Annotated in this window: 10 protein-coding genes and 2 pseudogenes; 5 read left to right on the forward strand and 7 right to left on the reverse strand. The window is 73.0% G+C overall.

Annotated features, from left to right (window positions below; translation table 11 throughout):
* Positions 1-25: 25 nt before the first annotated feature.
* Together RNL97_RS04425 and RNL97_RS04430 are read right to left on the reverse strand one after the other, a co-directional pair.
* On the reverse strand, positions 26-985 hold the full coding sequence (locus tag RNL97_RS04425; protein WP_313750398.1) for a hypothetical protein: 960 nt from the start codon (positions 983-985) through the stop codon (positions 26-28).
* 63 nt (positions 986-1048) lie between these two features.
* Positions 1049-3028, reverse strand: a complete 1980-nt coding sequence (locus tag RNL97_RS04430) for an acetoacetate--CoA ligase (protein ID WP_313750399.1) — start codon at positions 3026-3028, stop codon at positions 1049-1051.
* 217 nt (positions 3029-3245) lie between these two features.
* Between RNL97_RS04430 and RNL97_RS04435 the strand changes: the two genes are divergently transcribed.
* A complete protein-coding gene (locus tag RNL97_RS04435; RefSeq protein ID WP_313750400.1) occupies positions 3246-5609 on the forward strand; it encodes a glycoside hydrolase family 31 protein in 2364 nt (787 codons plus the stop codon).
* 176 nt (positions 5610-5785) lie between these two features.
* On the opposite strand, the gene RNL97_RS04440 is transcribed toward RNL97_RS04435, so the two are convergent.
* Positions 5786-6355: an NUDIX domain-containing protein gene (locus RNL97_RS04440; RefSeq protein ID WP_030589386.1), complete on the reverse strand. Its 570-nt coding sequence runs from the start codon at positions 6353-6355 to the stop codon at positions 5786-5788.
* Between the two features lie 70 nt (positions 6356-6425).
* Here RNL97_RS04440 and RNL97_RS04445 point away from each other — a divergent pair, with 70 nt between their 5' ends.
* The 4 genes and pseudogenes from RNL97_RS04445 (at position 6426) to RNL97_RS04460 (ending at position 9443) form a co-directional block, all read left to right on the forward strand.
* A complete protein-coding gene (locus RNL97_RS04445) occupies positions 6426-7223 on the forward strand; it encodes a M15 family metallopeptidase (RefSeq protein ID WP_030589388.1) in 798 nt (265 codons plus the stop codon).
* 107 nt (positions 7224-7330) lie between these two features.
* Positions 7331-7696, forward strand: a complete 366-nt coding sequence (locus RNL97_RS04450) for an Mpo1-like protein (protein ID WP_030589391.1) — start codon at positions 7331-7333, stop codon at positions 7694-7696.
* A gap of 82 nt (positions 7697-7778) precedes the next feature.
* Positions 7779-8246: pseudogene (locus tag RNL97_RS04455) on the forward strand (Zn-ribbon domain-containing OB-fold protein).
* Positions 8243-9443 (forward strand): annotated as a pseudogene (locus RNL97_RS04460) (lipid-transfer protein). The pseudogenes RNL97_RS04455 and RNL97_RS04460 overlap by 4 nt, the downstream one beginning before the upstream one ends.
* A gap of 160 nt (positions 9444-9603) precedes the next feature.
* Here the strand turns inward: RNL97_RS04460 and RNL97_RS04465 are convergent.
* The 4 genes from RNL97_RS04465 to RNL97_RS04480 are packed head-to-tail and all read right to left on the reverse strand — an operon-like array spanning position 9604 to position 14132.
* Positions 9604-10212 carry a GTP-binding protein gene (locus RNL97_RS04465; protein WP_030589394.1) on the reverse strand — a complete coding sequence of 203 codons (609 nt, stop codon included), beginning with the start codon at positions 10210-10212 and terminating at the stop codon, positions 9604-9606.
* A complete protein-coding gene (locus RNL97_RS04470) occupies positions 10193-10630 on the reverse strand; it encodes a DUF742 domain-containing protein (protein WP_030589397.1) in 438 nt (145 codons plus the stop codon). Before RNL97_RS04470 ends, RNL97_RS04465 begins: the two co-directional genes overlap by 20 nt.
* Before the next feature lie 11 nt (positions 10631-10641).
* The gene (locus tag RNL97_RS04475; RefSeq protein ID WP_030589400.1) at positions 10642-11085 is read right to left on the reverse strand and encodes a roadblock/LC7 domain-containing protein; all 444 of its coding nucleotides are present in this window, start codon (positions 11083-11085) and stop codon (positions 10642-10644) included.
* Positions 11082-14132: a nitrate- and nitrite sensing domain-containing protein gene (locus tag RNL97_RS04480; RefSeq protein ID WP_313750401.1), complete on the reverse strand. Its 3051-nt coding sequence runs from the start codon at positions 14130-14132 to the stop codon at positions 11082-11084. The genes RNL97_RS04475 and RNL97_RS04480 overlap by 4 nt, the downstream gene beginning before the upstream one ends.
* Between the last annotated feature and the right edge of the window lie 458 nt (positions 14133-14590).

The raw sequence follows: 14590 nt of genomic DNA on the forward strand, positions 1-14590 counted from the left end.
GTCGTTGTCGATGTTCCAGTCGGTGTCAGTGGTGCGTTTCCGGTGGCTCGGCTCCGATGTCGAATCCCGCGCAGTACTCGACGCCGGATTCCGGGGAGACGGGCTCTCCGGTGTCCGCGTCCGTGCAGTAGGCGTTGAAGACCTCGCCGGCGGTGAGCGGGGCCAGGGCGCCGTGGGCCAGGCGCCAGCCGTGGACGCGGTCCGGGCTGTCGGGGGCGCTGGTGCGCAGCACCACTCCCCCGCGCGATTCCAGGGCGACGGCCACCGCGAGGACGGTGGCGAACTCGGCGCCCTCCGCGCTGTCGAGGCGGGCCGGTCCTGTGGTGTCGCGGCGGGTGTGGAGCACGGCCAGGAGCTGGTCGTTGTCCGTCGGGACGCTGCACACGAGGTGGTGGGTGCCCACTCCCGCCGTCTCCAGCAGCCGCATCAGGAGGTGCGAGGCGCGGTCGAAGGCCGCGCGTCCGATGTCCTGGCCGCAGTCGGCGCAGGTGCCGAGGTCGGCGAGGAGGAGAGTGGCGTACTCCCAGGTGGCCTGGCGGACCGCGCGGGAGACGAGGACGGGGATGAGGTCGTCGATGCCCTGGCCGGTGTAGGCGACCGTGGCTCCGGCGGCGGCGATCTCCGCGGTGAAGCGGCTGCGGCTCGCCCCCGTGTCGGCGTCGAGGCCCGACTCGGCGCAGAACTCCTCGTAGTCCTCCGGGTCGAAGAGGGCGACGGTGGTGTGCACTCCCTGGGCCGTGAGCGCTTTGAGGAGGGCCTCGACCTGTTGGAGGTAGACGGTGTGGTCGTCGAAGGGAAAGGTGCCGTAGCGCCGCATCGCCGCGAAGTCCTGGGCGTCGACGAGGAGGCCGACGGTACTGGGTGCTTCGCGGCGCAGCGTGCGGCGCAGGGTGGTGGTGTGCGGGGTGCCGTGCCTCCTGCCGCGGTTCTTGCGGTGCGTCGGGCTGTGCTTCGGGCTGCGTTTGGTGTTGTCGGTCTGCGCCATGTGTCCCCCTGTGCGCGGTGAATCCTTGCTCACTCAGCGTAATCAGGGGGACTGACAGTGGCGTTACGCGCGGCGCCTCGCCGCCAGGTCGGCGTAGAAGTGGAGGAGGTCGAGGTTGTCGACGGAGCCCGGGTTGACCGCTGTGGCCAGCTCGGCGCCCTGGAGCAGGCGCTTGACCGGAACCTCGATGCGCTTGCCGGTGAGGGTGTGCGGGATGGCGGGGACCTCGATGACCTCGTCCGGGACATGGCGCGGGGAGAGGTTGTCGCGGATGGTCTGCTTGATCGCCGCGCGCAGGTCGTCGTCGAGGGTGGCGCCTTCGGTGAGGTGGACGAAGAGCGGCATCCAGTAGCCGCCGTCGGGTTCTTCGAGGCCGATGACGAGGGATTCGCGGATCTCGGGGAGCCGTTCGACGGCTTCGTAGATGTCGGCGGAGCCCATGCGGACGCCCTGGCGGTTCAGGGTGGAGTCGGAGCGGCCGTGGATGATCACCGAACCGTGGTCGGTGATAGTGATCCAGTCGCCGTGGCGCCAGACGCCCGGGTACATGTCGAAGTAGCTGTCGTGGTAGCGGCTGCCGTCGGGGTCGTTCCAGAAGCGGATCGGCATGGACGGCAGCGGGTTGGTCACGACCAGTTCGCCGACCTCGTTGATCAGGGGCTTGCCCGCCGGGTCCCAGGACTGGAGGTCGGTGCCCAGGCACGGGGCCTGGAGTTCGCCGATGTGGACCGGGAGGGTGGGGACGGCTCCGGCGAAACAGGAGCAGACGTCGGTGCCGCCGCTGACGGAGGCGATCCAGAGGTCCTCGGCGACCTCGTCGTGGAGCCAGCGGAAGCCGTCGGGCGGGAGCGGGGAGCCGGTGGTGGCGACGCACTGGACGCGGGAGAGGTCGAAGTCGCGGCCCGGGTGGATGTCCGCCTTGCGGCAGGCCATGACGTACGCGGCGGAGGTGCCGTAGAGGGTGGCGCCGGTCTGTTCGGCGACCCGCCACTGGGCGCTGACGTCCGGGTAGCCGGGGCTGCCGTCGTACAGGACGACGGTGGTGCCGGTGAGGAGGCCGGAGACGAGGAAGTTCCACATCATCCAGCCGGTGGAGGTGTACCAGAAGAAGCGGTCCTCGGGGCCGAGGTCGCAGTGCAGGCCGAGCTGCTTGAAGTGTTCGAGCAGGATGCCGCCCTGGGACTGGACGATGGCCTTGGGCAGGCCGGTGGTGCCGGAGGAGTAGAGGACCCAGAGCGGGTGGTCGAAGGGGACCTGTTCGAAGACCGGTTCGGTGTCGGCGGAGGTGAGGGCGGCCCAGGCGAGGGTGCCTTCGGGGGCGTCCGTGCCGAGCAGCGGGATGTGGACGACGGCGCGCAGGGTGGGCAGTTCGCGGCGCAGCTCGGCGACGGTCCCGGTGCGGTCGTGCTCCTTGCCGCCGTAGCGGTAGCCGTCGACGGTGAACAGGACGACGGGTTCGATCTGCTGGAAGCGGTCGAGGACGCTGCGGGCGCCGAAGTCGGGGGCGCAGGAGGTCCAGACTCCGCCGACGGCAGCGGTGGCGAGGAAGGCGATGACGGCCTGGGGGATGTTGGGGAGGTAGCCGCTGACGCGGTCGCCGGGGGCGACGCCGAGGGCGCGCAGCTCGGCGGCCAGGGCGCCGACCTGGCGGCGGAGTTCGGCCCAGGTGATGGGGGCCTGGGTGTGGGTCTCGTCGACGTACAGCAGGGCGGGGGTGTCGGCGCGGGCCGGGTCCTCGGCGGTACGCAGGGCGTGTTCGGCGTAGTTGAGGGTGGAGCCGGGGAACCAGGTGGCGCCGGGCATCGCGCGGTCGCCGAGGACGCTCTCGTACGGGGTGGAGAAGCGGATGTCGAACCACTCGGCCACGGCCTGCCAGAAGGTGTCGAGCTCGTCGACGGACCAGCGGTGCAGGGCGGCGTACCCGCCGTCGGCCGGGGCGCCGTACCGGGTCGCGGCCCAGTTCTGGAAGCGGGTGACGGCCGCGGCCTCGATGCGGTCGGGGCCGGGCTGCCAGAGCGGGGCGTCGGGCGTGGCTGCGGTCATGAGGGCTGCTCCCTGGCTGTACGGGTACGCGGGGTGGGCGTCGGCGCGCACGGGCTGGGGTGTGCGCGTGAGCGGCTGACACGGACGATGCCATGTGATCGTCTTCGGCACCAGGGTGGCCCCGCTCCCGGGGATGCCGGGGAGCGGCGGCCGACCTGGGTGAACGGGAGTTGAACGGAAGGTTCTGCCGGTCGGGCGGGGTGGCAGGGTGTGCGCCATGGACGGTCGTGACCTGGTGCGCCGGGTGAGGTTGGTCGGTTCGGTGCGGGGGCTGCGCACGGTGCGTTCGGCGTGGCGGCGCAGGGCCGCGGATGCGGCGGCGCTGCCGGCGCGCGGGGCGGAGCGGGCCCGGGTGCCCGGTGCGGCGACGGGTGCGGAGCCGGGTCCCGGCGGGGGCGTGGTGCGGTTCGCCCGTTCGGACCTGCGCATCCGTGTGTCGGTGGGCGGTGCGGTGTTCTGGGCGTGGGACGGGGCGGATCCGCTGCCGTCGTACGCCGTGGCGGGCGAGGCTCCCGCCCCGGACGAGCGGGCGGTGCTGGAGCCGGGCAAGGACGGCGGCTGGCAGGTGGTCGCGGAGCGGCTGACGGTGGTGGTGTCGCGGACCGGGGCGGTGGAGCTGCGGACGCCGGGCGGGGTGCTGTTGCGGCGTGAGCTGCCGCCGCGCTGGTGGGAGCCGGTGGGCGGGGGGCCGGTGCGGTGGGTGCAGCGTTCGGAGGTGCCGGCGGACGCGCGGTTCTTCGGGCTCGGCGGGCGTGCGGGCGGGCCCCGGTTGCGGGACGGGGCGTACCGGCTGTGGAACACCGATCCCGGCGGGCGTTTCGGTCCCGGGGACGATCCGCTGTATCTGACGATGCCGGTGCAGGTGGTGGTGTCGGACGCGGGGACGCATCTGGCGTTCCACGACAACAGCTGGGCGGGCCGGGTGGTGTTGCGGGAGGGCGGGGAGGGCGCCGGTTCGGGGCATGACCGGCCGGGCGCCTGCGAGGTGCGGATGGAGGGCGGGCCGCTGCGCTGCTGGGTGGTGGTGGGAACGCCGGCCCGGGTGCTCCAGGGGTGGACGGCGCTGACGGGCGCGCCGGTGTTGCCGCCCTCCTGGGCGCTGGGGCCGCAGCACGCCCGGTGGGGGTTCGGCGGTCAGGAGGGGGTGCGGCGGGTCGTCGAGGGGTACCGGGAGCGGGGGCTGCCGCTGTCCGTGCTCCATCTGGACATCGACCACTACGACGGGCACCGGGTGTTCACGGTGGACCGGGAGCGGTTCCCCGATCTGCCCGCGCTGGCGAAGGAGTTGCGCGAGGACGGGGTGCGGCTGGTGTCGGTCGTGGATCCGGCGGTGAAGGCGGAGCCGGGGGACGCGGTATTCGACGCGGGCCGGGAGGTCGGTGAGCGCGGTGCGTACGTCCGGGACGCGCGGGGGCGGGTGGTGGTCGGGGAGGCGTGGCCGGGGGCCTGCGTCTATCCGGACTTCACCGATCCGGTTGTGCGGGATTGGTGGGGATCTCTGTACGCGGAGCGGCTTGCGCTGGGCTTCTCGGGGGTCTGGCACGACATGAACGAGCCGGTCTCCTTCGCGGCGTTCGGGGATCCGTCGCTGCCGCGTTCGGCCCGGCACGTCCTGGAGGGCGCCGGGGGCGACCATCGCGAGGCGCACAACGTGTACGCGCTGGCGATGGCGCGGGCCGGGTACGAGGGGCTGCTCCGGCTGCGTCCCGAGGAGCGGCCGTTCCTCTTCTCCCGGTCGGGCTGGGCGGGGATGCAGAAGTATGGGGGCACCCGGTCCGGTGATGTGTCGACGGGGTGGCCGGGGCTGCGGGCGTCGTTGTCGCTGGTCCTGGGGCTCGGCCTGTGCGGGGTGCCGTACTCGGGTCCGGACGTGGGCGGGTTCGACGGGTTCCCGTCGCCCGAGCTGTATCTGCGGTGGTTCCAACTGGGGGCGTATCTGCCGTTGTTCCGTACGCACTCGGCCATCGACGCCGGGCGGCGGGAGCCGTGGGAGTTCGGGCCCGAGGTGCTGGAGCACGCGCGGGCGGCGCTGGTGGAGCGGGAGCGGCTGCACCCCTACTTCGTGTCGCTGTCGCATGTGGCGCGGCTGACGGGCGCGCCCTATGTACGGCCGGTGTGGTGGGGTGCGCCCGGCGACCGGGCGCTGCGGGAGTGCGAGGACGCGTTCCTGCTGGGCGATGCGCTGCTGGTGGCTCCGGTGCTGGAGCCGGGGGTACGGCGGCGGGCGGTGCGGCTGCCGAGGGGGCGGTGGTACGACACGGCGACCGGGCAGGCGTACGAGGGGCCGGGCCAGGTGCTGGTCGACGCCCCGCTGTCGGGGGTGCCGGTGCTGGCGCGGGCGGGCGCGGTGATTCCGGTACGGGACGCGGCCGGCGAACCGGAGCTGGAGGTCTGGGCGCCCGCGCCCGGGCGTACGGGCGGGGGCCTGGTGATGCGGGACGCGGGGGACGGGTGGGCGGGGGCGGAGGTCGAGCGGTACGCGACGCGATGGGAGGGCGACCGCGTGGTGGTGGAGCGGGACGGTGGGGAGGGTGAGGTCGACTGCCGGGTGCGGGTGCGGGGGGTGGCGGACGGGTCCTAGGGCCTGAGTCGTGTCGTGCCCCGTGGACCTCAAGCCCTCCCCGGGCCGAGGCCGGGGCGGATGGGCCCTCCAGCCTGGGGCGCCGTCCGTGCGGGCCCGGCGCGGGCCTCGGGTCATGGCCCCGGTCCGGGGCCGGGGCTCAGGTCCGGGAGCCGTGGGGCGGGACGCCCGGGCGCTCAGCCGAGGCGGCCCCCGAACCACGCGTCGGCCGCCTCCGTGTGCAGGGGGAAGGCCAGAGGGCGGGGGCCGTACAGGATCTCGTAGCCGGATGTCTCGTCGGTCGGGGTCGAGGGCGGGAGGCTCGCGAGGGGGCGGGCCGGGAGGAGGCCGAAGACCAGGAGGTGGCCGGCCGTGTCACTGAGGACGTCGGCGAGCCGGACGTCCTGGGCGGCGGCCTCGACGCCGGTCTCCTCGCGGAGTTCGCGGACCACCGCCGTACGCCAGTCCTCGGCGTGGTCGATGAATCCGCCGGGCAGGGCCGCGCCGCCCTTCTGCGGCTCGATGGTGCGGGTGATGACGACGAGTCCGGTGGCGCTCGGGCCGTCGACCGGGAGCAGGGCCACCGCGACGGGGAGCGGGTTGCGGTAGGCGGTGGTGGTGCAGTGCGCGCAGGTGCGGGGCCAGGCGTCGGCGGAGGGGAGGGCGGCGTACGGGGCGCCGCAGGTGCCGCAGTGGGAGTCCCGCACGTACCGGGGCGGCGACTGCTGCGGGGCGGGCGGGGAAGGGCGGTTGCCGGGTTCGGACACGGGCGGACTGTACCGGACGGGTTCTTCCGCGCGGGCCGCCCAGCTGATAGACGGTGTGCCCATGACAGGAATGCGTACCGCTCTGCGTGCTCCGGCCGTCACGGCCGCCGCCCTCCTCGCCGCCACCGCCCTCTCCCCCACGGCGCAGGCGCGTCCCGAACCGCGAGCGCCCGAGGAGTTCGTGGCGCTGCGTTCGGTGGATCCGACGATCATCCAGGAGATGCGCTACACCACGGCGCACACCTTCCTGGGTGAGCGGGTGGACGGGTACCGGCAGCCGGTGTGCATCCTGACCCGGCCCGCCGCGCGCGCCCTTCACCTGGCGCAGAAACGGCTGTTGCGTCAGGGGTATTCGCTGAAGGTGTACGACTGCTACCGGCCGCAGCGGGCCGTGGACCACTTCGTGCGGTGGGCGAAGGACCTCGACGACCAGTCGATGAAGGGGGAGTTCTATCCGCTGGTCGACAAGTCGCGCCTTTTCGCGGACGGTTACATCGCGGAGAAGTCCGGGCACAGCCGGGGCAGCACGGTGGACCTGACCCTGGTCCGCCTCCCGGCCCTGCCGGCCAGGCCGTACCGTCCGGGTGAGCGGCTGACCCCCTGCTTCGCGCCGAAGGACGAGCGGTTCCCCGACAACTCGGTGGACATGGGCACGGGTTACGACTGCTTCGACACCCTCTCCCACACCGATGATCCCCGGATCCAGGGGGCTCAGCGCGCCAACCGGCAGTTCCTGAAGCGGACGCTGACCGAGGTGGGGTTCGTGAACCTCCCCGAGGAGTGGTGGCACTTCACCTTCAAGCCGGAGCCGTTCCCGGACAGCTACTTCGACTTCCCGGTGGATCGCAGGTCGGTGGGCAGGCCCTGAACGGAACGGGCGACCGGGACCACCCCCGTGGGCTCCGACCGCCCGTTCTTCATCTCGGACGCGAAAGGGGCGTGTTCGGTTGCCGATCGGGCGACTACGGTGCCCGTATGTCACAGCAGACGTTCGATACGTACGAGGAATTCTGGCCGTACTACGTCGCGATGCACTCCCGGGCCGCCACCCGCTGGGTCCATCTGACCGGCACGCTGACCGGGCTCGCGCTGACCGCATACGGGCTGGCGCGGGGCCGGAAACGCTATCTGGCGGCCCTGCCGCTGATCGGGTACGGCACGGCGTGGCCCGCGCACTTCCTGATCGAGAAGAACAACCCGGCGACGTTCGGGCATCCGGTGTGGTCGCTGCGCGGGGACGCACAGATGATCCGGACGATGCTCGCGGGCCGGGACGCGGAGCTGGCGGAGACCGCGTCGAAGTGGCTGGCCGAGCACGGGGAGGACGAAAAGGGCGACTGAGCCCGGGGCCGGACCCCTCGCCGGGCGGCGGCGCCCGTGACACACTTCTGACGTTCCGTCAGGTCCAGCGCCGGGAGGGGCCCTGTCGCGTACGCGTACACCCGTGGTGGCCGGTTGGTTCACCGAGGACGCCACCGAGGAGGACTTCCGGCTGCTGGGCACCCGCTGCTCCGGCTGCCGGACGGTCCGCTTCCCCCGGGAGGACGGCCACTGCCGCAACCCGGGCTGCTCCAAAGGGGAGTTGGAGGAAACGCCGCTGTCGAAGCGGGGCACGGTGTGGTCCTGCACCGACGGGTGCTACCGGCCGCCTCCCCCGTACGTCAGCGACCCCGACTCCCCCCTGGACTCCGTACACGCTGGTCGCCGTCGAGCTGGCCGCCGAGCGCATGGTGGTGCTGGGGCAGGCCGCCCCGGGGTGGGCGTGCGCGATCTCCCCGTGGGCTCGGTGGCGGAGGTGGTGCCGGGCGTCCTGGACGAGGACCGGGCGACGGGCACCGTGCACACGGCGTGGCACTGGCGGCCCGTCGCGGCGACGGAGGCCGGGGACTGAGCGGCGGAAGGGCCGGCGACGTGGCGGTCCTCGGGGCCGGGTGCACCCGTGGGGCAAGTGGGGGCGCGGCTTCACCACGTACGGCCGGACGGCCGCGCAGGCAGCCCTCGCGGATGCGGGCGTCGGCTGGCCCGAAGTCCGGTCGGTGGTCGGTGCGCAGACGGCGCGCGGGGGCTATCCGGGGTACGTGGCGGGGGCGACGTTCGCGCGGGCGCTCGGGTGGCAGGGGGCGCGGGTGGCGTCCGTGTACGCCGCGTGCGCTTCCGGGGCGCACGCCATCGACACGGCGCAGGCGCAGATCCTGTCGGGTCGGCGGACGTGGTGCTGGTGGTGGGGGCCGACGCGGCGCCCAAGGGGTTCTTCCCCCCGGCGGGCGGGGAGCGGCCGGACGATCCGGACTGGCTGCGCTTCCGGGTGCTCGGGGCGGCGAACCCGGCGTACATCGGGCTCTACCCCCGCCGCCGCATGGCCCTGTACGGGGACACCCCGGAGGACTTCGCGCTGGTCAAGGTGAAGAACGCGGCGGCCGGGGCGCTCAACGAGTACGCCCGCTACCGCACCGCGGTGACGGCCGAGGAGGTCGCCGCCTCCGCGGTGGTCGCCGATCCGCTGCGGCTGCTGGACATCTGCGCCACGTCCGACGGGGCCGCCGCGCTGGTGCTGTGCAGCAGGGAGTTCGCGCGGCGGCGGGGGGTGCGTGATCCGGTGCGGATCCGGGCCGTGTCCACCGTGACGCCGACCTTCCCGAGGAGCGTCCTGGACCTGCCGGACATCGGCACGGACTCGGCGGTGGCCGTGGACCCGTCGCGCGAGAGCTTCCGGGCCTCGATCGCGCGGACCGCGTACGAGGAGGCGGGGATCGGGCCGGAGGATCTCTCACTGGCCGAGGTGTACGACCTGTCCACGGCACTAAAGTTGGAGTGGTACGAGGACCTCGGGCTGTGCGGTCCGGGCGAGGGGGCGAAGATCCTGCGCTCGGGCGCGACCGCGCCGGGCGGCCGGGTTCCGGTGAACGTGAGCGGCGGACTGGCCTCGTTCGGCGAGGCGGTCCCCGCCCAGGCCATCGCGCAAGTCTGCGAGCTGGCCCGGCAATTGCGGGGACGGGCCGGACAGCGGCAGGTGCCGGGCGCGCGGGTCGGCGTCACGGCGAACCAGGGGCTGTTCGGGCACGGCTCGGCGGTGGTGGCGGTCCGCTGATCCCCGGGGCGTCTCAACAGGTTTTCCCTGTCTTTGACTTGACTGCCCGTCACCGCGGCAGAACACTCGGGTCCCGGCGCGCCGGGCGACGTGCGGCTCGTACCCCTGTCGGCGGGGGTACGGGCCGTACGCGTACCGGGGACCGGCACACTCCCCCGGCTCAGGTGGCGACGGGTTCGCGGGCCCGTGCAGCACGCTCCAGGGCGTGTTCCACGACCGCGACCAGGACGTCGCGCACGGAGGACCGGTCCCGTGCGTCGCAGACGAGCAGCGGGACCTCGGGATCGAGGTCGAGGGCGGTCCGTACGGTCTCGGCGGGGAACCGCTCGGCGCCCTCGAAGGTGTTGACCGCGACCGTGAACGGGATCCGCCTGCGCTCGAAGTAGTCGACCGCGGCGAAGCAGTCCTCCAGACGCCGGGTATCGGCGAGGACGACCGCGCCGAGGGAGCCCTGGGCCAGCTCGTCCCAGAGGAACCAGAAGCGGTCCTGGCCCGGGGTGCCGAACAGATAGAGGACCAGGTCCTCCCGCAGCGTGATCCGGCCGAAGTCCATCGCGACCGTGGTGGTGGTCTTGGACTCGACCCCCGCCAGATCGTCGACCGGGCGGCCCGCCTCGCTGAGGCGTTCCTCGGTGCGCAGTGGTCTGATCTCGCTGACCGCGCCGACCGCGGTCGTCTTGCCGACGCCGAACCCTCCCGCCACCAGGATCTTCAGGGTGACGGGCTCGACGGGCCGCTGCTTGACGCGGCTAGAGCGCCCGAAGGCCATTGATTACCTCGCGAAGAATGTTCACGTCCGGCAGCTCGGCCGGTGGAACGGGACGGGTGACGTGCACCAGCTCGTCCTCGACGAGATCGCCGACCAGGACCCGTACCACCCCTACGGGGAGGTCGAGTTCGGCGGCGAGCTCGGCGATCGACTGGGGCCTGTCGCTGCAGAGTTCGACGATCACCACGTGTTCGGGGGCGAGCGTCTGGTCCCGGCCGGGGTCGTCGGCGGCCGGTTCCGGCACGACGAGCGCGATCAGGTCGAGACGGTGTCGGGAGGCACTGCTGGTCCGCCCCCGGGTCATCGCGTACGGACGGACCACCGGTCCCGCGTCCGCGTCGTACCACCGGGAGGCCTGGGGGTCGACGGTCCCGTCCGGGGATCCGGGGCCGGTGCCCCGGGGGGAGTCAGCGCTCATGCCCGCCACACTCACCCTCCGGCGGGCATACCGGTCGTCCGTGGGGCGTTGGCCAGATGGGCCCCCACGCGCTTGACCATCAGTGTCATCTCGTACGCGACCTGGCCCACGTCGGAGTCGGCGTCGGCCAGCACGGCGAGACAGCTGCCGTCGCCGGCCGCCGTGACGAAGAGGAACGCCTCGTCCAGCTCGACGACGGTCTGGCGCACCCGGCCCGCGTCGAAGTGGTGGCCGACGCCCTTGGCGAGGCTGTGGAACCCGGAGGCGACGGCGGCGAGATGCTCGCTGTCCTCGCGGGTCAGATCCGCCGAGGCGCCGGTGGCGAGTCCGTCGCTGGAGAGCACCAGCGCCTTGCGGATGCTGGCGACACGCTGGACGAGTTCGTCGAGCAGCCAGTTCAGTTCGCCCGAGCCGTGGCGGGCGGGGTTGTGTGCTGCGGCGTTCGGTGCGGTCATCGACCGTCCCCTCCCGGAGTGGTTCCTGGTGCTGTGCCACCGGGGTCGCCGGTGTTCGCGGCGGCTTCGGTGGTCGTGGTGGACGCGGTGGTCCCGGTGTTCTCGGCGGGTTCGGCGTTCTCCCGGCGGCCACGCTGCCAGCCCCGCTGGAGCGAGGCCATGCGGTCGCGCACCTCGTCCGCGTCGCGCTCGGCGTCGTCGGCCGTGTCCACGGGCGCCCGCTGCACCGTGCGCTCCGCGGAGTCCTCACGGAGCTGGCGGGCGAGGCTGGCCTGCCGGACCCGACGGGGCAGTCCGCCGATGGTGTCGGGCGCCGGTGGGGCGGCGGGCACCGGGGCCTCCTCGCGCCCGGACCCCGGCGCGCGGGGTGGCTCGGGTGCGTGGGACGGCTCGGTCGAGCGGGACGGCCCGGTGGTGCGGGGGGCGTCCGGCGTACGGGAGATACCTGTTGCTCCGCGGTGGGTGGCGGCTCGCACGGTCCAGGGTGCGTCGGCGGTGCGGGGCCCGTCGGCCTCCTCGGGGGCGCGGTCCGCGGTGTGCGGGACCGGTCCTGTGGCCTTCGCGGGTGGCGTGGTCGCGTCGTCGTCCGCTGCGCCGACCCGGCGACCCCGGTCGGTGACCAGCGTCGGCGGGATGCGGCGGGGCAGCGGTACGGGTCCGGCGGGGCGCATCGGGCGGACCTCCGCCGTGGGCTCGTCGCCGTGGTCGCGGGCCTGCTGGTGCTGTTCCCGGTCGGTGTCCCGGCGCGGGCGGCCGACGGGCTTGTCGCGGCGGGGCTCGCGGTCGCCGTCGCGGCGCACGTCCCGGGCGCGGAAGATGCCGCCGCGCTCGCTCTCGGTGTCCTCCAGATCGGACACGCCGTCCAGGACGGGTCCGAGGGCCGGGTCCAGAGCGGGATCCGGCGAGCCGTCCAGCGGGTCGCCGGCGAAGTCCAGCGGGCCGACCGGGCCTTCCAGTTCGACCGGCCCGTCCAGGACGCCCGGCCCGGTGAGCCCGGTGGGCACCGGCGCCAGGACCGCGGACCTGCCGTTGACGCGGCGCTCCCCGCCCGGGGCGGTGCCCGGACCGCCAGGGTCCGTCTCGGGGTTCCGGCCGCTGCCGAGCGCCCGCTCGGCCCGGCGGTCCAGGCGGAACCCGGTGCCGTGGGTGTCGGGGGCGTCGGTGAGCAGGGCCGCCGGGATGAACACGACCGCGGTGGTGCCTCCGTACGGCGATTTCTGCAGGGAGACCCGGACGTTCTGGCGCTGGGCGAGCCGGCTGACGACGAAGAGGCCGAGCCGGTCGGTGTCGGAGAGCTCGAAGTCGGGGGTCTCGGCGAGCCGCAGGTTGGCGTCGAGGAGGACCTCGGGGGCCATCCCGAGGCCCCGGTCGTGGATTTCGAGCGTGAAGCCGTTGGAGACGCGTTCGCCGTGCACCTGGACCGCGGTGTGCGGAGGCGAGAAGACGGTGGCGTTCTCCAGGAGTTCGGCGATCAGGTGGGTGAGGTCGGCCACGGCGGGCCCGCCAACGCCGATCCGGGCCAGGCGGCGGACCTCGATGCGTTCGTAGTCCTCGACCTCGGCGACGGCGGCCCGCACCACGTCCATCAGCTGGATGGGCTTGCGCCACTGGCGGGAGGGGGCGGCGCCGGAGAGGATCACGAGTCCTTCGGCGTGCCGCCGCATACGGGTGGTGAGGTGGTCGAGGCGGAACAGGTCGGCCAGTTCGTCGCTGTTCTCGGTGCGGCGCTCCATCGCGTCCAGCAGGGTGAGCTGGCGGTGCAGGAGGACCTGGTTGCGGCGGGCGAGGTTGACGAAGACCTCGGAGACGCCGCGCCGCATGTCCGCCTGCTTGACCGCGGCCTCGACGGCGGCCCGCTGGAGGGTGTTGAGCGCCTGGCCGACCTGGCCGATCTCGTCGGGTTCGTAACTGAGGTGCGGGGCCTCGGTCTCGACGTCGACCTGTTCCCCCGCGGCCAGCCGGCGCATCACGCTCGGCAGCCGGACGCCGGAGACCTCGTGGGCGTCCTTGCGCAGCCGGGACAGGTCGCGGACGAGTTCACGGCCGATGCGGACGGAGACGAAGATCGAGACGATCAGGGCCAGGAAGCCGAGGATTCCGGCGATCCCGGCCTGGGCGAGGACCCGGTAGGCGGCCGGTTGGGCGCGGTCCTGGAAACGGTTGCCCATCTCCGTGGAGTCGCCCGCCAGCCGGTCGAGGACGGGCACGGCCGCCTCCTCCCAGCGCTCGGCGTCGACGGCGCCGGAGCGCTTCGTCGGCCCGGCCTCGATCAGGGCGTCCTCGGCGGTGCGCAGCGGTTCGGTGTCGGGGCTGCCCCAGAACTGCTCGACGCGGCGGCGTTCGGCGGCGGGGAGGTTCTCCAGGCTGACCTCGTAGAGCAGCTCGCGCTGCGCCACGAGGCCGGATATCCGGCGCAGTTCGGCGGTGGTGAAACGCCCGGCGATGAGGCCGGATGCGATGAGCGCGTCCTCGCGCGAGAGCATCTCCCGGGCCCGGGAGATGCCGACCAGGGCCCGCATCTGCTTGTCCATCGACACGTTCTCCAGGGTGTGGAGTCCGTTGAGGAAGCGGTACGAGGGGTCCACCAGGCCGTTGTAGAAGTCCAGTGCCTTGGCGCGGCCGATGGTGCGCTTCTCAACCGATTCGCGCAGGGCCTCCAGTCCGTCGACGGCGCTCAGGATCGCGTCCAGGCGGCTGCTGTCGGCGGCGCTCAGCGAATCCCGGACGTCCTGCGCCCGGGCGTTCTCCCTGACTTCGGCCACGATGCGGTCGGTGGCGGCGCGTTGGCCCATGAGGACGGGGAGCGCGTCGGAGGCCCGGGGGTCGGCGAGGAAGACCAGGGTCTGCCGTCGCTCGTCCTGGACGGCGCGGACGGCGTCCTCCAGCGGTTCGCTCACCTTCTCCACGATGGATCCGGCGCTCATCAGGTCGTCGGCCTGGCGGCCGGTGATGTAGGTGGCGAAGACCCAGAGGCCCGTGAGGGAGACGAGCGGCACCAGCAGCAACGCCACGATCTTCCTGCGGATGGACTTCCCGCGAAAGCGCATGGCCTCCCCCAGATCGGCCCCGCACGGCGACAGCGGGGGTTGTCTTCTCCGTCAATAAACGGCGCGAGCCTACTACTGGCACAGAGACAACTCGAAGACACGTCCGGATGGTTTTCAGCCGTCCACCCTGGAGTTGATCATGAGTTGTCCCGGTTTTCCCGGAGATGAAATTCGCGAAAGCGACAGAGGGCACCGGCTGGACTCCTCGGCACCGGCACGTATCAGTTGGCTGGAATTCTTCGCTCCGTGACCTTCTGTGCCCTGCGCGTGCTTTTTCGGGGGAATCTTCGGGACGGGTGGTTCGTCCATATGTACGGGGTAGGCGCACGGTGGGGTCGTGCGCGGCAGGACGGACGTGTTGCGCCGCGTAGAACCGGCGCAAGCCGGGCAGCCACCCTGAAGTCGGACAGTGGCGGGGAGTTGAAGACCTTGAGTACGCAGGAACGCGGGCGCGCCGG

The organism is Streptomyces parvus (assembly GCF_032121415.1).
Lineage (GTDB): Bacteria > Actinomycetota > Actinomycetes > Streptomycetales > Streptomycetaceae > Streptomyces > Streptomyces globisporus_A.